Source organism: Arthrobacter sp. BPSS-3 (assembly GCF_044628475.1).
In the GTDB taxonomy this organism is placed as follows: Bacteria; Actinomycetota; Actinomycetes; order Actinomycetales; family Micrococcaceae; genus Arthrobacter.
In genome coordinates this window covers 216,797-231,460 of the sequence record NZ_JBIMMV010000004.1, presented here as the reverse complement: position 1 = coordinate 231,460, position 14,664 = coordinate 216,797, and the positions used below count along the sequence as shown (strand labels likewise).

Annotated in this window: 13 protein-coding genes, 1 tRNA gene and 1 pseudogene; 3 read left to right on the top strand and 12 right to left on the bottom strand. The window is 69.0% G+C overall.

Annotated elements, in window-relative coordinates; all coding sequences use genetic code 11:
* Position 1 precedes the first annotated feature (1 nt).
* The gene (locus tag ACFVY3_RS08505; protein ID WP_377972253.1) at positions 2 to 1,468 is read left to right on the top strand and encodes a cation acetate symporter; all 1,467 of its coding nucleotides are present in this window, start codon (positions 2 to 4) and stop codon (positions 1,466 to 1,468) included.
* A gap of 36 nt (positions 1,469 to 1,504) precedes the next feature.
* Here the strand turns inward: ACFVY3_RS08505 and ACFVY3_RS08500 are convergent, their stop codons facing one another.
* The 6 genes from ACFVY3_RS08500 to rpsB form a co-directional block, all read right to left on the bottom strand.
* A complete protein-coding gene (locus ACFVY3_RS08500) occupies positions 1,505 to 2,083 on the bottom strand; it encodes a DivIVA domain-containing protein (protein ID WP_377972508.1) in 579 nt (192 codons plus the stop codon).
* Between the two features lie 144 nt (positions 2,084 to 2,227).
* Positions 2,228 to 3,148 (bottom strand): phosphatidate cytidylyltransferase, encoded by a 921-nt coding sequence (locus tag ACFVY3_RS08495; protein ID WP_364137075.1) that lies wholly within the window; start codon positions 3,146 to 3,148, stop codon positions 2,228 to 2,230.
* The gene (gene frr, locus ACFVY3_RS08490; RefSeq protein ID WP_290258401.1) at positions 3,148 to 3,705 is read right to left on the bottom strand and encodes a ribosome recycling factor; all 558 of its coding nucleotides are present in this window, start codon (positions 3,703 to 3,705) and stop codon (positions 3,148 to 3,150) included. The genes ACFVY3_RS08495 and frr overlap by 1 nt, the downstream gene beginning before the upstream one ends.
* A 75-nt stretch (positions 3,706 to 3,780) precedes the next feature.
* Positions 3,781 to 4,518, bottom strand: a complete 738-nt coding sequence (gene pyrH, locus ACFVY3_RS08485) for a UMP kinase (protein ID WP_290258402.1) — start codon at positions 4,516 to 4,518, stop codon at positions 3,781 to 3,783.
* 153 nt (positions 4,519 to 4,671) lie between these two features.
* Positions 4,672 to 5,508, bottom strand: coding sequence for a translation elongation factor Ts (gene tsf, locus ACFVY3_RS08480; RefSeq protein WP_290258403.1), 837 nt, complete (start codon positions 5,506 to 5,508; stop codon positions 4,672 to 4,674).
* A 138-nt stretch (positions 5,509 to 5,646) separates the two neighbouring features.
* Positions 5,647 to 6,507, bottom strand: a complete 861-nt coding sequence (rpsB, locus tag ACFVY3_RS08475; protein ID WP_400159406.1) for a 30S ribosomal protein S2 — start codon at positions 6,505 to 6,507, stop codon at positions 5,647 to 5,649.
* 504 nt (positions 6,508 to 7,011) lie between these two features.
* Between rpsB and ACFVY3_RS08470 the strand changes: the two are divergent.
* Positions 7,012 to 7,599, top strand: a pseudogene (locus ACFVY3_RS08470) (murein hydrolase activator EnvC family protein); the annotation flags it as partial.
* Between the two features lie 78 nt (positions 7,600 to 7,677).
* On the opposite strand, the gene ACFVY3_RS08465 reads toward ACFVY3_RS08470, so the two are convergent.
* From ACFVY3_RS08465 to ACFVY3_RS08440, 6 genes are all read right to left on the bottom strand, one after another.
* Positions 7,678 to 8,868, bottom strand: coding sequence for an acyl-CoA dehydrogenase family protein (locus ACFVY3_RS08465; protein ID WP_377972256.1), 1,191 nt, complete (start codon positions 8,866 to 8,868; stop codon positions 7,678 to 7,680).
* Between the two features lie 235 nt (positions 8,869 to 9,103).
* Positions 9,104 to 9,180, bottom strand: a tRNA-Ile gene (locus ACFVY3_RS08460).
* Positions 9,181 to 9,280: 100 nt separating this feature from the next.
* Positions 9,281 to 10,480: a glycosyltransferase gene (locus tag ACFVY3_RS08455; RefSeq protein WP_400159498.1), complete on the bottom strand. Its 1,200-nt coding sequence runs from the start codon at positions 10,478 to 10,480 to the stop codon at positions 9,281 to 9,283.
* Positions 10,481 to 10,580: 100 nt separating this feature from the next.
* Complete coding sequence (locus ACFVY3_RS08450) at positions 10,581 to 11,486, bottom strand: DMT family transporter (protein ID WP_290258406.1); 906 nt, start codon at positions 11,484 to 11,486, stop codon at positions 10,581 to 10,583.
* Positions 11,486 to 12,154, bottom strand: a complete 669-nt coding sequence (locus ACFVY3_RS08445; protein ID WP_290258407.1) for a CDP-alcohol phosphatidyltransferase family protein — start codon at positions 12,152 to 12,154, stop codon at positions 11,486 to 11,488. Before ACFVY3_RS08445 ends, ACFVY3_RS08450 begins: the two co-directional genes overlap by 1 nt.
* Before the next feature lie 54 nt (positions 12,155 to 12,208).
* A complete protein-coding gene (locus ACFVY3_RS08440; protein ID WP_290258408.1) occupies positions 12,209 to 13,096 on the bottom strand; it encodes a phage holin family protein in 888 nt (295 codons plus the stop codon).
* 265 nt (positions 13,097 to 13,361) lie between these two features.
* On the opposite strand from ACFVY3_RS08440, the gene ACFVY3_RS08435 reads away from it, so the two are divergent.
* Positions 13,362 to 14,585: a multidrug effflux MFS transporter gene (locus ACFVY3_RS08435; protein ID WP_377972258.1), complete on the top strand. Its 1,224-nt coding sequence runs from the start codon at positions 13,362 to 13,364 to the stop codon at positions 14,583 to 14,585.
* Positions 14,586 to 14,664: the final 79 nt, after the last annotated feature.

Here is a 14,664-nt window from a genome sequence, read left to right as displayed (position 1 = left end):
CATGAACCCGGTGGTCGGCGTCGCCGCCTTCGCCGCCGTCACCCTCGCCACCGCCGTGATCGGTTTCTACGGCCTGCGGATCTCCCGCACCACCGGGGACTTCTACGTCGCGTCCCGCACCGTCCGGCCGTGGTGGAACGCCTCGGCCATCGGCGGCGAGTACCTCTCCGCGGCCAGCTTCCTGGGCGTGGCCGGCCTGATCCTGCTCTCGGGCACCGACGCCCTCTGGTATCCGGTGGGCTACACCGCCGGGTACCTGATGCTGCTGCTGTTCGTGGCGGCCCCGCTGCGCCGCTCCGGCGCGTACACCATCCCGGACTTCACCGAGGCGAGGCTGGAATCCCGGGCCGTCCGCCGGGTCACCAGCCTGGTGGTGGTGATGGTGGGCTGGCTGTACATCGTCCCGCAGCTGCACGGCGCGGCGCTGGCCATCCGGATCACCACCGGGCTGCCGGCCTGGGTGGGCCAGGTGGCCGTGATCGCCGTCGTCTGCGTTACCGTGATGGCCGGCGGGATGCGCTCCATCACCTTCGTCCAGGCCTTCCAGTACTGGCTGAAGCTCACCGCGCTGGCCGTGCCGCTGCTGTTCCTGCTGCTGGTGCTCGCCGGCACCGGTACCCCGGCCGTGGCCGAGGCGCCGGTGAACCCCACCGGGCTGCCGCCGGCCGGCCCGTACCAGAACATCTCGCTGCTGGTGGCGCTGCTCTTCGGGACGCTGGGCCTGCCGCACGTGCTGGTGCGCTTCTACACCAACCCGGACGGCCAGTCGGCGCGGCGGACCACCCTGATCGTGCTGGGCCTGCTGTCCGTGTTCTACCTCTTCCCCACCGCGTACGGGCTGATCGGGCGGGTCTTCGCCCCCGGCGCCGCGGGCGCGGGGCAGGCCGACGCGCTGGTGCTGCTGCTGCCGGGCCGGATGATCGGCGGCCTCGCCGGGGATCTGCTCTCCGCGCTGGTGGTGGCCGGGGCGTTCGCGGCGTTCCTGTCCACCACGTCCGGGCTGGTGGTCTCGCTGGCCGGCGTGATCAGCCAGGACATCCTGGGCGGCAGCGTCCGCGGCTTCCGGCTCGCGGCCCTGTTCTCGGCCGTGGTGCCGTTGGGGATCGCCGCGACGACGGATTCGACGGCGCTGGCAGGGAGCGTGGGGCTGGTGTTCGCCTTCACCGCCTCGACCATCTGCCCGGTGCTGCTGCTGGGGATCTGGTGGCGTGGTTTGACCGACGCCGGGGCGATCGCGGGGATGCTGACCGGGGCGCTGGCGTGCGGCGGTTCGATGCTGGCCGGCGCGGTGCTGGGCGCGGCGGGGACGCCGTCGTGGCTCGCGCAGCCGGCGGCGTGGACGGTGCCGGCCGCGTTCGCCGTCATGGTCCTGGTGTCCCGCGCCACCCGGGGCCGGGTGCCGAGCAGCATCACCCGGCTGATGACCCGGCTGCACACCCCCGAGCGGCCGCTCGTGACGGAGCGCTAGCTCCGGGTCAGTTGGCGGCCGGTCGCTAGGGCCGCGTCAGTCGATGGCGGCCATGAGTTCGACGACTTTGTCCAGGAACGCATCCACCTGGGTTTCCTCGTAGCCGTCGCGGCCGACGGCAGGCCGGAAGGTGGCGCGGCGGACGTTGTCCACGCTGAGCGGCTGGTCCTCGTCCAGGTAGCCGATCAGCTCGTGGCAGAGGCCGTCGACGTCGGCGATGTTGTAGCTGCGGACTTTGGCCTTCGCCGGCCGCCGGAAGCGCTGGCCGTCCGGTCGGTGCAGCCGGCCGCGGAGCAGCCCGGCCAGCCGGCCGATCTCGCGCAGCCAGGCGTCCTCGCCGCGTTCGCCGACCAGTTCGTCGCGTTCCCGGCGGGCCAGGGCGTCCTCGAGCCGGTCCAGGGCCGCGTCCACGGCGGCGGCAGCGTAGCCGCCCTTGACCGGGTCGAAGGTGACGGCGCGGACATCGGCGCTCCTGACCACGCGCTCGGCCGCCTGCGGGGTCTCGAAGGAGACCCTGGCCTGCCGCAGGAACTGGTCCACCTGCTTGGCGTTGTAGCCGTACTGGTTGCGCTGGACGCGGTCAAAGGAGGCAGGGATCTGCCGGTTGAGGTCCACTCGGTTGCTGTCCACTGTTTACTTCTTATCCTTCGAGGCCGTGCGGCTCTTGTTGTTCGGCGCTGGTTGTCCGGCTCTGGCCGATCCGGTACGGCGCTTTTTACGGGCACCATTGTAGGCGCCGGGGCGGGGTTGTCCGCCCGCTCAGCCGCCCGCGGCGGCAGAGAAAATCATGAAGGCCACCGGCGAGGCGAAGACGATGGAGTCCAGCCGGTCCATCACTCCCCCGTGGCCCGGCAGGCTGTTGCCCATGTCCTTGATGCCAAGCTCACGCTTGACCATGGACTCGGCAAGGTCACCGGCGGTCGCCGCTCCCACCATGCCCACGGCGAGGGCGGCACCAAACCACCACGGCTCACCGAGGACAAAGATCGAGGCCAGGACGCCGACGACGACGGCCCCGCCCACAGACCCGGCGAAGCCCTCCCAGGACTTCTTCGGGCTGATCTTGGGGGCCATCGGGTGTTTGCCGAGGGACGCGCCGACGAGGTAGCCGAAGGTGTCGTTGGAGACCACCAAGAGCAGCAGGGTGCCGATCTGCCAGGCCCCGACGGGCACCACGCCGTTTGGCCAGAAGCCGACCGGAGTGATCCCGCCGGAGGCGTGCAGCGGCAGGACCGCGAAGCTGATCAGGAAGGGTACCCACGCCATCGTGAAGACGCCGGCGAAGATGCTGCGGGCCGAGCCCGCGGCGCCCTCCAGCGACCGCCACAGCAGCACCGCGACGCTGCTGAGCAGGAACGCGAACATGAGGCTTTCCGGGCCGCCGAAGTAGGCGGAGACCGGCATCGCCACGGTGCCGGTCATCGCGGGGATGATCGGCAGCCGGGTGCCGGAGGCCTCCAGGGCCCGGTAGACCTCCCAGACGCCGAAGACGGCGAAGGCGGTGACGATCAGGACGAAGGCCAAGGGCAGGAACAGCAGGCCGCCGAGCACCGCAAAGAGCATGGCGAGGCCGACGGCCGTCGCGGCGGGAAGATTCCTGCCCGCCTTGGGCGTCGGGTTCTTCCGCTCTTTCCCCCTCACCCGGACGCGCGGCCCGGGTGCCTGCTGTTCGCCTGTCATCAGACCTCGAGCAGCTCGGCTTCCTTGCGCTTGAGCAGCTCGTCGATGCCGTCGACGTGAGACTTGGTCAGGGCGTCCAGTTCCTTCTCGGCACGGGTTCCCTCGTCCTCGCCGGCCTCGCCGTCCTTGACCAGCTTGTCCAGGGTTTCCTTGGCCTTGCGGCGGATGTTGCGGATGGACACCTTGGCGTCCTCGCCCTTGGACTTGACGATCTTGACGTATTCCTTGCGGCGTTCCTTGGTCAGTTCCGGGATGGTGACCCGGATGACGTTGCCGTCGTTGGAGGGGTTGGCGCCCACCTCGGAGTCACTCAGGGCGCGTTCGATGTCGCGCAGCGCGGTCTTGTCGAACGGGGTGATGAGGATGGTGCGGGCGTCCGGCACGGCGAAGGACGCCAGCTGCTGCAGCGGGGTCGGCGAGCCGTAGTACTCCACCATGACCTTGTTGTACAGGCCCGGGGTGGCGCGCCCTGTGCGGATAGAGGCGAAGTCTTCCTTGGCAACCTCGACCGCCTTGTCCATCTTGTCGCCGGCTTCGAGCAAGGTCTCTTCGATCACGTTCTCTCCTCAGAAATTTGGTGCGCGCCCCAGAGCCCGGGGAGCTGAACTGTCCTCAAACCATCCTAGCCGGAGCTAGGGGGTGACCACGGTGCCCAGGTCCTCGCCGCGGATGGCGCGGGTGACGTTGCCCTCGCCCTCCATGCCGAAGACGACCATGGTGAGGTTGTTGTCCTTGCACATGGTCATGGCGGTCTGGTCCATGACGCGGATGTCGCGGCGCAGGGCCTCGTCGTAGCTGAGCTTGTGCAGCTTCTCCGCGGTGGGGTCCTTCTTCGGGTCGGCGGTGTAGACGCCGTCGACGCCGCTCTTGGCCATCAGGACGACGTCGGCGTGCACCTCCATCGCGCGCTGCGCGGCGACGGTGTCGGTGGAGAAGTAGGGCAGGCCTGCGCCGGCGCCGAAGATCACGACGCGGCCCTTCTCCATGTGGCGGATGGCGCGGCGCGGGATGTACGCCTCGGCGACCTGGCCCATGGTGATGGCGCTCTGCACGCGGGTCTCGACGCCGGCCTGCTCCAGGAAGTCCTGCAGCGCCAGGCAGTTCATGACCGTGCCGAGCATGCCCATGTAGTCGGCGCGGGAGCGGTCCATGCCGCTCTGCGAGAGCTCGGCGCCGCGGAAGAAGTTTCCGCCGCCGACGACGATCGCGACCTCGACGTCCGGGACGGCCGCGGCGATCTGCTTGGCGACCCCGCGGACGGTATCCGGGTCGACGCCCAGCTTGCCGCCGCCGAAGACCTCGCCGGAGAGCTTGAGGAGGACGCGGCGCCGCGTCTTCGTTGGCTGGGCGGAATTGTTGACGGTATCCATGGTGCCTTCCCGTTGGTGAGCTCTCAAAAGGTTATCGTGCCGGGGCCCGGCGGCGGCATTCCCTGCCGACCGGGGCCCGGCGCAGGCGCCCGGGGGTCTCCTGCGCATGCAAAAGGGGTGGCCACCGAAGTGACCACCCCCTGGCGTTGCCGGTTAGGAACCGACGCGGAAGCGTGCGAAGCCGGTAGCCTTCACGCCGGCCTCTTCGAGGACGGCGGCGACGGACTTCTTGGCGTCCTTGGCGAATGCCTGGTCAACCAGGACCTCGCCCTTGTAGAAGCCGGTGACGCGGCCTTCGACGATCTTGGTCATCGCGGCTTCGGGCTTGCCCTCGGCCTTTGCGGTTTCCTCGGCGATGCGGCGCTCGGACTCGACCAGCTCGGACGGGACGTCCTCGCGGGTCAGGTAGTTCGGGGCCATGGCGGCGATGTGGACGGCGACGTCGTGGGCGGCGGCGGTGGCGGCTTCGCCTTCACCGTCGACGGCGAACAGGACGCCGACCTGGGCCGGGAGGTCCTTGGACGTCTTGTGCAGGTACGCGTCGACGGTCGGGGCCTCGATGCGGGCGATGCGGCGGACGACGACCTTCTCGCCCAGGATGGCGCCTTCTTCGACGACAACCTCGGAGAGCGGCTTGCCGTCAACGTCGGTGGCCAGGAGGGCCTCGAGGTCGGCAGCGCCGGACTCGACGGCGACGGTCAGGACCTTGTCGGCCAGCTGGATGAACTTGTCAGCCTTGGCGACGAAGTCGGTCTCGCAGTTGACTTCGACCATCACGCCGACGCCGTTGGCGACCTTGGCGGCAACCAGGCCCTCGGCCGTGGAGCGGCCTTCGCGCTTGGTGGCACCCTTGAGGCCCTTGATGCGGATGATCTCGATGGCCTTCTCGGCGTCGCCGTTGGCCTCGTCGAGAGCCTTCTTGACGTCCATCATGCCGGCGCCGGTGCGCTCGCGCAGGGCCTTGATGTCAGCAGCAGTGTAGTTCGCCATGTGAACCCCTCTGTCTAGAAAATTTTGTCTAATGTACGGACCGACAGGACGGCTGCTCACGCAAAGTGAGCGGCCATCCTGTCGGTACCCCCGCACGCTGCGGGCAGCGCGCGGGGAAGTGCGGCTAAGCCGGGGTGACTACTTGGCGTCGTCCGCGGCCGGGGCCTCGGCGGCTTCCGGAGCAGCCTCGGCCGCGGGAGCAGCTTCGGCGGCCGGGGCAGCCTCTTCGGCCTTGTTGCCTTCGAGGAGCTCGCGCTCCCACTCGGCCAGCGGCTCTTCCGGGGCTTCCGTGGTGCCCGTGGCGCGCTGGTTGCGGGCGATCAGGCCCTCGGCAACGGCGTCGGCAACGACGCGGGTCAGCAGGTTCACGGAGCGGATGGCGTCGTCGTTACCCGGGATCGGGAAGTCAACTTCGTCCGGATCGCAGTTGGTGTCCAGGATGGCCACAACCGGGATGTTCAGCTTCTTGGCTTCGTCGACGGCGAGGTGTTCCTTCTTGGTGTCGACAACCCACAGGAGCGAAGGCGCCTTGGTGAGGTTGCGGATACCGCCGAGGTTGGTCTCCAGCTTGGTCAGCTCGCGACGCAGGAGCAGCAGTTCCTTCTTGGTGTAAGCGGAACCGGCGACGTCGTCGAAGTCGATCTCTTCGAGTTCCTTCATGCGCTGGATGCGCTTGGAAACCGTCTGGAAGTTGGTCAGCATACCGCCGAGCCAACGCTGGTTGACGTACGGCTGGCCGACGCGGGTGGCCTGCTCGGCGATGGCTTCCTGTGCCTGCTTCTTGGTACCAACGAAGAGGACGGTGCCGCCGTGTGCAACGGTGGCCTTCACGAACTCGTAGGCACGGTCGATGTAGGACAGCGACTGCTGCAGGTCGATGATGTAGATGCCGTTGCGCTCCGTGAAGATGAAGCGCTTCATCTTCGGGTTCCAACGACGGGTCTGGTGTCCAAAGTGGACGCCGCTGTCAAGCAGCTGGCGCATGGTTACGACGGGCATGCCGACGCTCCTTCCGGCAGGTCATTCATGAGAGAGCCGTGAGGCCCTCTTACCCTGCCAATAGTTGACGGTTGATTAGCAGCACCCGGTTCCGGGAGCTCCTCCTGGTATCCACCGCGCTCCTCATCCGGGCCATGGGGTCCGGACCGCAAGGGACGCAGTCCTCCTCATCCGAAGCGGGGCTTCGGCTGCAGAGGGCTGGATACGCGTAGTCAGCAAGCATTCCCGCACTCCTGAATGAGATGTGCTGCCTTCCGCGGCACGTCCGGGAAGGACAGCGCAACGAATCGGGGCATGAGGGGAACAGCAAACTGCTCCACCTAGTGTACTACAGCGGTCCCCGCCCGACGGACGCGGTCGGGGCGCCCGGCGGGGGTGCTTCGGGGTGCTGACGGGGCGCCGGCGGCGGTGTCTTGAAGGGCGAATCCGGGGGCCTCAAAGGAGTTGTCCACATGGCGTGCCGGGTGCCTGTTCCGGCACAGCCCCGGTTCCCATGCTGAAACCATGACCCTGTTCTCTGTGCTCCCGCTGCTGCTCGCCGTTGCGCTGGCCCAGTCCCTAGCGCCGACGGCACCGCCGCGCCCTTCGGCAGCGTTTTCCGGCCAGGCGGCCGTCCGTGCCGCGGCCATCGGAGCCGCGACGGCGTTGGCTTCTGGCCCCAAGTCGACGGCGGGCGGCGGGGCTTCGACCCGCGGGGCGCGGGCGGTGCCGGCACGCGCGGCGCCGGCACGGGGCTGGGTCTGGCCGCTCTCCCCCAGGCCCGCGGTGGTGCGCGGCTTCGATCCGCCGGACCGGCCGTGGCTCAGCGGCCACCGCGGGGTGGACCTGCGGGCCGAGGCCGGGGCTGTGGTCAGCGCACCGGCTCCGGGACGGGTCAGTTTCGCCGGCGTGGTGGTGGACCGCCCGGTGCTGACCATCGATCACGGGGACGGGCTCCGGAGCAGCTTCGAACCCGTGGAGACGAGCCTGCGGGCCGGGGACCCGGTAGCGGCCGGATCCCCGGTGGGTGCGGTGGCAGCCGCGCAGTCTGCACCGCCCGGCCACTGCGGCGGCACGCCCTGCCTGCACTGGGGCGTCCGCCGCGGCGAGGAGTATCTGAACCCGCTCGGGTTCGTCCTGGACCTGAGGCCCTCGGTGCTGCTGCCGCCGGTCCGGGCGCCGGCGTCGGGTTTAGACGATCGCAGAGATTCCGGTGATGGCCCGGCCCGTGACCAGGGTGTTGATCTCGTGGGTGCCCTCGTAGGAGTAGATGGCCTCGGCGTCGGAGAAGACCTTCGCCATCTCGTAGTCGGAGACAATGCCGTTGCCGCCCAGGAGGCTGCGGCCAATCGCCACGGTCTCCCGCATCCGGGCCGTGGTGAAGGCCTTGGCCAGGGCGGACTGTTCGTCCTTCGCCTGGCCGGCGTCCTCGAGCTGGGAGAGCCGGACCATCATGCCCATCGAGCTGACGGTGTTGCCGAGCATCTGGACCAGCTGGTTCTGCACCAGCTGGAAGGAGGCGATCGGCCGGCCGAACTGGCTGCGTTCGACGGCATAGCGGCGGGCGACGTCGAACGCGGCCAGCTGCTGGCCGACGGCCTGCCAGGCCACGGAGAGGCGGGTGACCTTCAGGACCTTGTTGGTGTCGCGGAAGCTGTTGGCGTTCGCGAGCTTGAAGAAGTCGGGAACCACGACGTTTTCCAACGTGATGTCCGCGTTCTGGACCGTGCGCAGCGAGATCTTGTTCTCGATCTTGGTGGCGCCGTAGCCCTCGGTCTTCGTGTCCACCAGGAAGCCCTTGACCTGGTTGTCCTCGACGTCGCGGGCGTAGATGACCACCCAGTCGGAGAAGGTGGCGTTGCCGATCCAGCGCTTGGCGCCGTTGAGGACCCAGTGGTCACCCTCGCGCCGGGCGGTGGTGCGCGTGCCGCCGGCGACGTCGGAGCCGCCCAGCGGTTCGGTCAGGCCGAAGGCGCCGATCTTCTTCATCGAGTAGATCTCCGGCAGCCAGGCCTCCTGCTGCTCCTCGGAGGCCAGCGCCTCGATGGAGCCGGTGAACAGTCCGTCGTGGACGCCCATGAAGGTGGCGATCGAGGTATCGGCGCGGGTCGTCTCGGCGTGCAGGATGCCGGCGAAGAGGTTGGAGTAACCCTGGCGCTTGACCGGGCTGACCAGGTCGATTTCGGCCAGCTTGGGGATCAGGTCCATCGGGAACTCGGCACGGTTCCAGCAGTCGACGGCGATCGGCTTGACCTCGCGGGCCAGGAACTCGCGGACCTCGGCCAGCCGGTCGCGCTCCTTGGCGCTGAGCAGCTGCTCGAAGGCAAAGAAGTCGCCGTCGGCGTACGGGAGGTTGTTGACGTCGATTGCAGCCTTGGACATGGTGTTCCCTCACTTGTGATCAGCGGCGACCAGAACGGCGCGGGGAGATCCGCACCGATATGTTACTGGGCAGTAACTTACCGTGCGCGGAGAGGTGCCGCAAGTGACCTGGCCCACCCGCGGGGGCCACGGCATACAAAAAGAGCCGCGTCCGGGAGGCGGGCTTCCGGACGCGGCTTGGGAATGCGGCGTCTGATGTGGGGAGGTGATGCGGACCGGCCAGGAGACCGGTCGATGGTAGGGCTACTCGGACTTGAACCGAGGACCTTAGGATTATGAGTCCCGCGCTCTAACCAGCTGAGCTATAGCCCCGTGGGACCCGGGGCACCGGCCGTGTCACGGCGGGCCCCGGGGCAAAACACTCTAGCAATAGTAGTCGCACCGGCCGGGCGCTACGGCCCGTGCGGGAGTGCTAGACCACCAGGTCGTCGTAGCTGGCGCCGCGGTAGATGTCCTCGAAGGTCTGGAGGGTCCGCTCGATGCTGTGGTTCTCCACCATGCTGCGGCTGACCTTGCCCATGGCGGCGCGCTCGTCGGCCGGCAGCGACAGCACCGCGGTGATCTTGGCCGCCAGGTCGTCGCTGTCGTTCGGGGTGAAGAGGTAGCCGTTCTCGCCGTCGCGCACCAGGTGCGGCAGGGCCATCGCGTCGGCCAGGACCACGGGCGTGGAGGCAGACATGGCCTCAAGGGTCACCAGGGACTGCAGCTCCGCGGTGCCCGGCATGCAGAACAGGTCGGCGCCGAGGTAGGCGCGGCGCAGTTCCTCGTCGCTGGCCAGGCCCAGGAAGCGCACCCGGTCCCCCAGGCCCAGGCGCTTGACCTGGGCCTCCAGGGCCGGTCGGACCTCGCCGCCGCCGACCACCTGCAGGTGGACGTCGAGGTGGGCAGGCGTCTTGGAGATGGCGTCGATCAGAACGTCGATGTGCTTTTCCTCGGCGAGGCGGCCCACGAAGAGCACGGTGGGGCTGGCGTTGACGGGAACTTCCTCCCCGGGCTTCAGCTCGTAGGCGGCGGCGTCGATGCCGTTGGAGAGCGGCAGCACCTTGCGAAGGAAGGCATGGTCGTGCATCGCCTTGGCCGCGAGCGGGGTGGGGGTGGTCACGACGTCGGCCTGGCCCATGACCTTGCCCATGTCGCGCCAGGAGACGCGGCCAACGATGTCCTTGAACCACTGCGGGAACGGCAGGAAGGGGTTGAGGTTCTCCGGCATGAAGTGGTTGGTCGCCACGATCCGCACGCCGCGGCGCACCGCCTCGTAGAGGACGTGCTCACCGATCATGTAGTGGCTCTGGATGTGCACGACGTCGGGCTTGACCCGGTCGAAGAGGAGCGCGATTTCTTTCTTGATCTCCCAGGGGAAGGTGATCCGGAAGCTCTCGTGCGTGGGCACGGAGTGGGAGCGCACGCGGTGCACGGTGGCCTCGTCGCGGAACTCGCTGTAGCTCTTGCCCTTGCTGGGGCGGGTGGCCAGGACGTGGACGTCGTGGCCGCGTCCGGTCATGCCCTTGGCGAGACGGTAGCCGAACTGGGCGGCTCCGTTGACGTCCGGCGGGTAGGTTTCGGCGGCGATCAGGATCGTCAGTTTCCTGCCGGGGTTGTCGGTCTGGGGCATGGTCACGGGGATGGCTCCTGGTGGTCACGGTGGGTAGCGGCGGCCGGCCGGCCGCCGGCGCAGGCGCGGCCAGCCGGCGCCTGAAGTCTGTGGCGTCGCCCTAAGGCCTCCGCGCCGCGGCCTTCCGCGCGTCTTTCTTGCGCTTGGTGACCTCGGGGTGGTGCCTGGACAGGGCGATCACTCCCACGATAGCAAGGAGAGCCGCGGCACCCATGGCGATCGCGGTCACGGCGTGGACATCGGGGCGCAGTTCGCCGAGGATCACGACACCGATCGCGATGCCGATCATGGGATCGATCACGGTCAGGCCGGCGATGACCAGATCCGGTGGACCGCCCGAGTAGGCGCTCTGCACGAACCACGAACCCAAGCCGCCGGCGGCGAGGATCGCCAGCAGGGTGTACCACTGCACGTTGAGCAGGAACAGCCCGTTGGGGTCCAGCAGGTGCCGGCCGATGATGCGGGTCAGGACGGCAACGAAGCCAAACAGCATGCCGGCGCCGATGATATAGACGAAGGCGCTCATCCGGTGCTTGAACAGCAGCGCCAGGGTGCCGAACAGGGCCACGACGAGGGCCAGCAGCAGCACCACCGTGAGTTCGTCCGCGGCGCTGACATGGTGGTTCTCCTGGGTGACCGTGACGGCCAGGACCACGAACAGGGCGGAGCCGGTGACGCAGCAGCTGATCGCCACCACGGTGGCCCGGTTCATGCTCAGGCCCTGGTCCTTGGCGTTGATGACCGTGGTGATGACCAGCGCGATGGCGCCGATAGGCTGCACGACCGTCAGCGGGGCGGACACGAGGGCGATGGCGTTCATGGCCGTGCCGACGCACAGCAGCAGGAGCCCCAGGATCCAGCGCCGGTTGCGGATCAGCCGCAGCAGGCCGTTGGAGCTCAGGGCCAGTCCGCCGGTGTCTGCCTTGACCGCGCTGCCCTGCCGTTGCGCGCCGAAGGCGAGGAAGAAGGCACCGGCGACGGCCAGCACGACTGCCAGCCAGACCATCAGCGGGGCCCGCCGTCGTCGTTGGAACGTTCCTGCGGGTTCACGGCGGTGCTGCTTTCTGCGGCGGGCCGCTGTCCGCGGCCCTTGCGGATGATGGCCCAGAAGTAGTTATAGGCGGCGATCCAGTGCCCGATCAGGCCGAGGCCCAGGCAGGCCCAGGCCGCCACGAAGTAGCCCTCGGCGCCGGGCAGCTGCAGCTTCGAGAGCACCAGCAGGGGCGTGCCGAGGAGCAGCAGCGCGGTCCGGATCTTGCCGACACGGCTGACCGGGAGGTCGGGGTGGCTGTGGAAGTAGTAGAGCGAGATGGTCATCAGGATGAGGTCGGGCACGAGGAGGGCGGTCAGGTACCACCACTCGACGACGCCGGCGATCACGAGGGTGACCGCGACGGCGATCAGGGCCAGCCGGTCCGCGATCGGGTCCATGATTCGGCCGAGGTTGGACATCTGGTTGAAGCGGCGGGCGATGTAGCCGTCCACCCAGTCGGTGCTGCCCATGAGGGCCAGGACCAGGGCGGCGGCACCGTACTCCTGTTTCGCGAGGACCAGCCAGATGAACAGCGGAACGCCGAGGAACCGCACCACGGTGAGGAGATTGGGGACCGTGAAGACCACATCCGAATGGATTTGGGGTTGGCCGGGACGCGCGCCAGCGCCGATGAACCTCATTCGGCCTCCCTTTCCGCTGCCGGTGTCCATTCGTTGTCGAGGTTTACAGTCCTGTCAGCCCTTGAGCAGGCGGCGCAGCAGGACGACGAAGGTGGTGGCGGCCGCCGCGAAGGCTGCCAGCGGCTTCCAGCGCTTGGCCAGGTCCGCGGCCGGAGCCGAACCGGAGCTGCCGGTGGAGGGCCGGGCGCCGGGAGTGGTGGCGGAGGGGCCGCGGAGGGCGGCGATCCGGTCGTCGACCAGTTCCTTGCCCTCTTCGACGCGCTGCTGGCCGGCGGCGAGGAGGATCTGCGCCTGGGCCTTGAGGTCCAGTTCCTCGCCGAGTTCGTCGCGGACGCCGGTGAGGTGGCGGCGGCGCTGGTCCAGCCGGCGGCGCAGCTCATCTTCGGAGGGGGCGGGGCCGAGGTCGGGCTGTTCGGCCGCCTTCTTCGCTTCCTTTTCCGCCTTCGCCCGGGCTGCGGCCGCTTCCTTGGCGGCCTTCGCGGCCTTGGCTTGCGGCGTGTTCGGGTCCAGCACGGCCGGGTCGAAGGAGGAGCCCTCCTTGGCGATGCCGAGGTCGTACTTCAGCCCGCGGATGGTCTCCTCGGGGACCAGCGGCATGGCCTTCTTGAAGCGGCTGACGCCGATCAGTCCCACGATCAGAGCGATGACCAGGAACAGGGCGCAGACCAGCAGGGCCGCGAGCCAGGCCGGCATGATCGTGGCCAGGCCCATGATGGCCGCCACGACGAGTCCGATGACCAGCAGCAGGACGAAAATCAGGGCGACGACGGCGAAGGCCGCCGCGATGCCGAGCTGGATGCCCTTGCGCTTGAGTTCGGCCTTGGCGAAGGCAATCTCATCGTTAAGTTGCCGCGGTGCCAGCTTAAAGATCAGTTTCAAGGTCTTGGGCAACGCGGAAAGGCGCAGCCCCCCGCCGGTCCTGCCGGTGTGCCGTCCGCTCATCGGTTCCGCCTAACTGGTGCCATCTGTCGTTCTGCTTCCGCTGAAATGCCCGGGCCTGCGCGGCTGATTGCACGCCCAGGTGTCAAAACTATCATTCGGGGCGCCGACGGCGGCCAGCGGAGGGCGCGGGCGCCTGCGCGTCGGGTTAGGCGACGCGCGCCGCGTCCTGCGCGGCGTCGTGCCCGGCGTCGTGCCGCGCGTCGTGCCGGCGGCGGCGGCCGGCGGCGCTGTCCGTGCCGCCGCCCCGGCCCTAGGATTGACCTCTGTGCAGACACCCAGCAATCCGGGCGATTCCCTGACCCGCCGCCGCAAGCTTCTCTATATCCTCATGCTGGGCGCCCTGACGGCACTGGGACCCTTCACGGTGGACCTGTACCTGCCGGCCTTCCCGGCCCTGGAGGCCAGCCTCGGCGTCAGCGAGGCGGCGGTCCAGCTGACCCTGACCGGTACCACCGTGGGCTTCGCGCTCGGCCAGCTGGTGGTGGGACCGCTCAGCGACCGGTTCGGCCGCCGGATGCCGCTGATCCTCGCCACCGCCCTGCACATCGGCGCGTCCCTGGGGGCGGCGTCGGCCACGGACATCGGGACCCTCGGCCTGTTCCGGGTGCTCATGGGCATCGGCGCGGCGGGCGGCGGCGTCGTCGCCATGGCCATGGTGCGCGACCTGTTCAGCGGCTACGCCATGGTGCGAATGTTCTCCCGGATGGCACTGGTCAACGGCCTGGCCCCGATCCTGGCGCCGGTGATCGGCTCGCAGCTGCTCCTGCTGACGGCGTGGCCGGGCATCTTCCTGTTCCTGGCCGGCTACGGCAGCTGCGTGATCATCGCGGCGCTGTTCCTGGTCCGCGAGACGCTGCCGGCGCACCTGCGCGGCGCCTCGGGCATGACGATGCGCCAGCGCTACCGGGTGTTGTTCGCGGACCGCATCTTCGTGGGCACCCTGTTGCTGGGCGGCATGAACTTCGGTGGCCTCTTCACCTACCTCTCGGCCTCCCCCTTCCTCTTCCAGGACGTCTTCGGCTTCTCGGCCCAGCAGTACGGCCTGCTCTTCGGCATCAACTCCTTGGGGATCGTGGCCGGGGTGCAGACCAGCGCCCGGCTGATCAAGCGCGTCCCGCCCCAGTGGATCGTGGCCTGCTCCACGGCCTGGATGTTCCTGATGGCCCTGCTGATCGTCGTCTTCGACCGGGCCGGCCTGGGGCTGTGGGGCGTGATGGTGCCGCTGTGGTTCTACATCCTGGGGGCCGGCTTTACCTTCCCGTGCGTCCAGGTCCTGGCGCTGGCCAACCACGGCGCCCAGGCCGGCACGGCGGCGTCCCTGCTGGGTGCCGCGACCTTCCTCATGGCCGGGATCATCTCCCCCGTCGTGGGCTGGCTGGGCGTCGAGTCGGCGACGCCGATGGGCGCCGTGCAGGCCGGCTGCATTCTGCTGGCGGCGGCCGCGCTCTGGCTCGTGGTCCGGCCGCGGACGGTACCCTCCATCCACTGATCCGGCGCTCTTCGGGGGACGCTCCGGCTACGCGAGGGTGTCCCGCCCGGCGGTCCGCGCGGGTCCGGCCCTGGTGTTC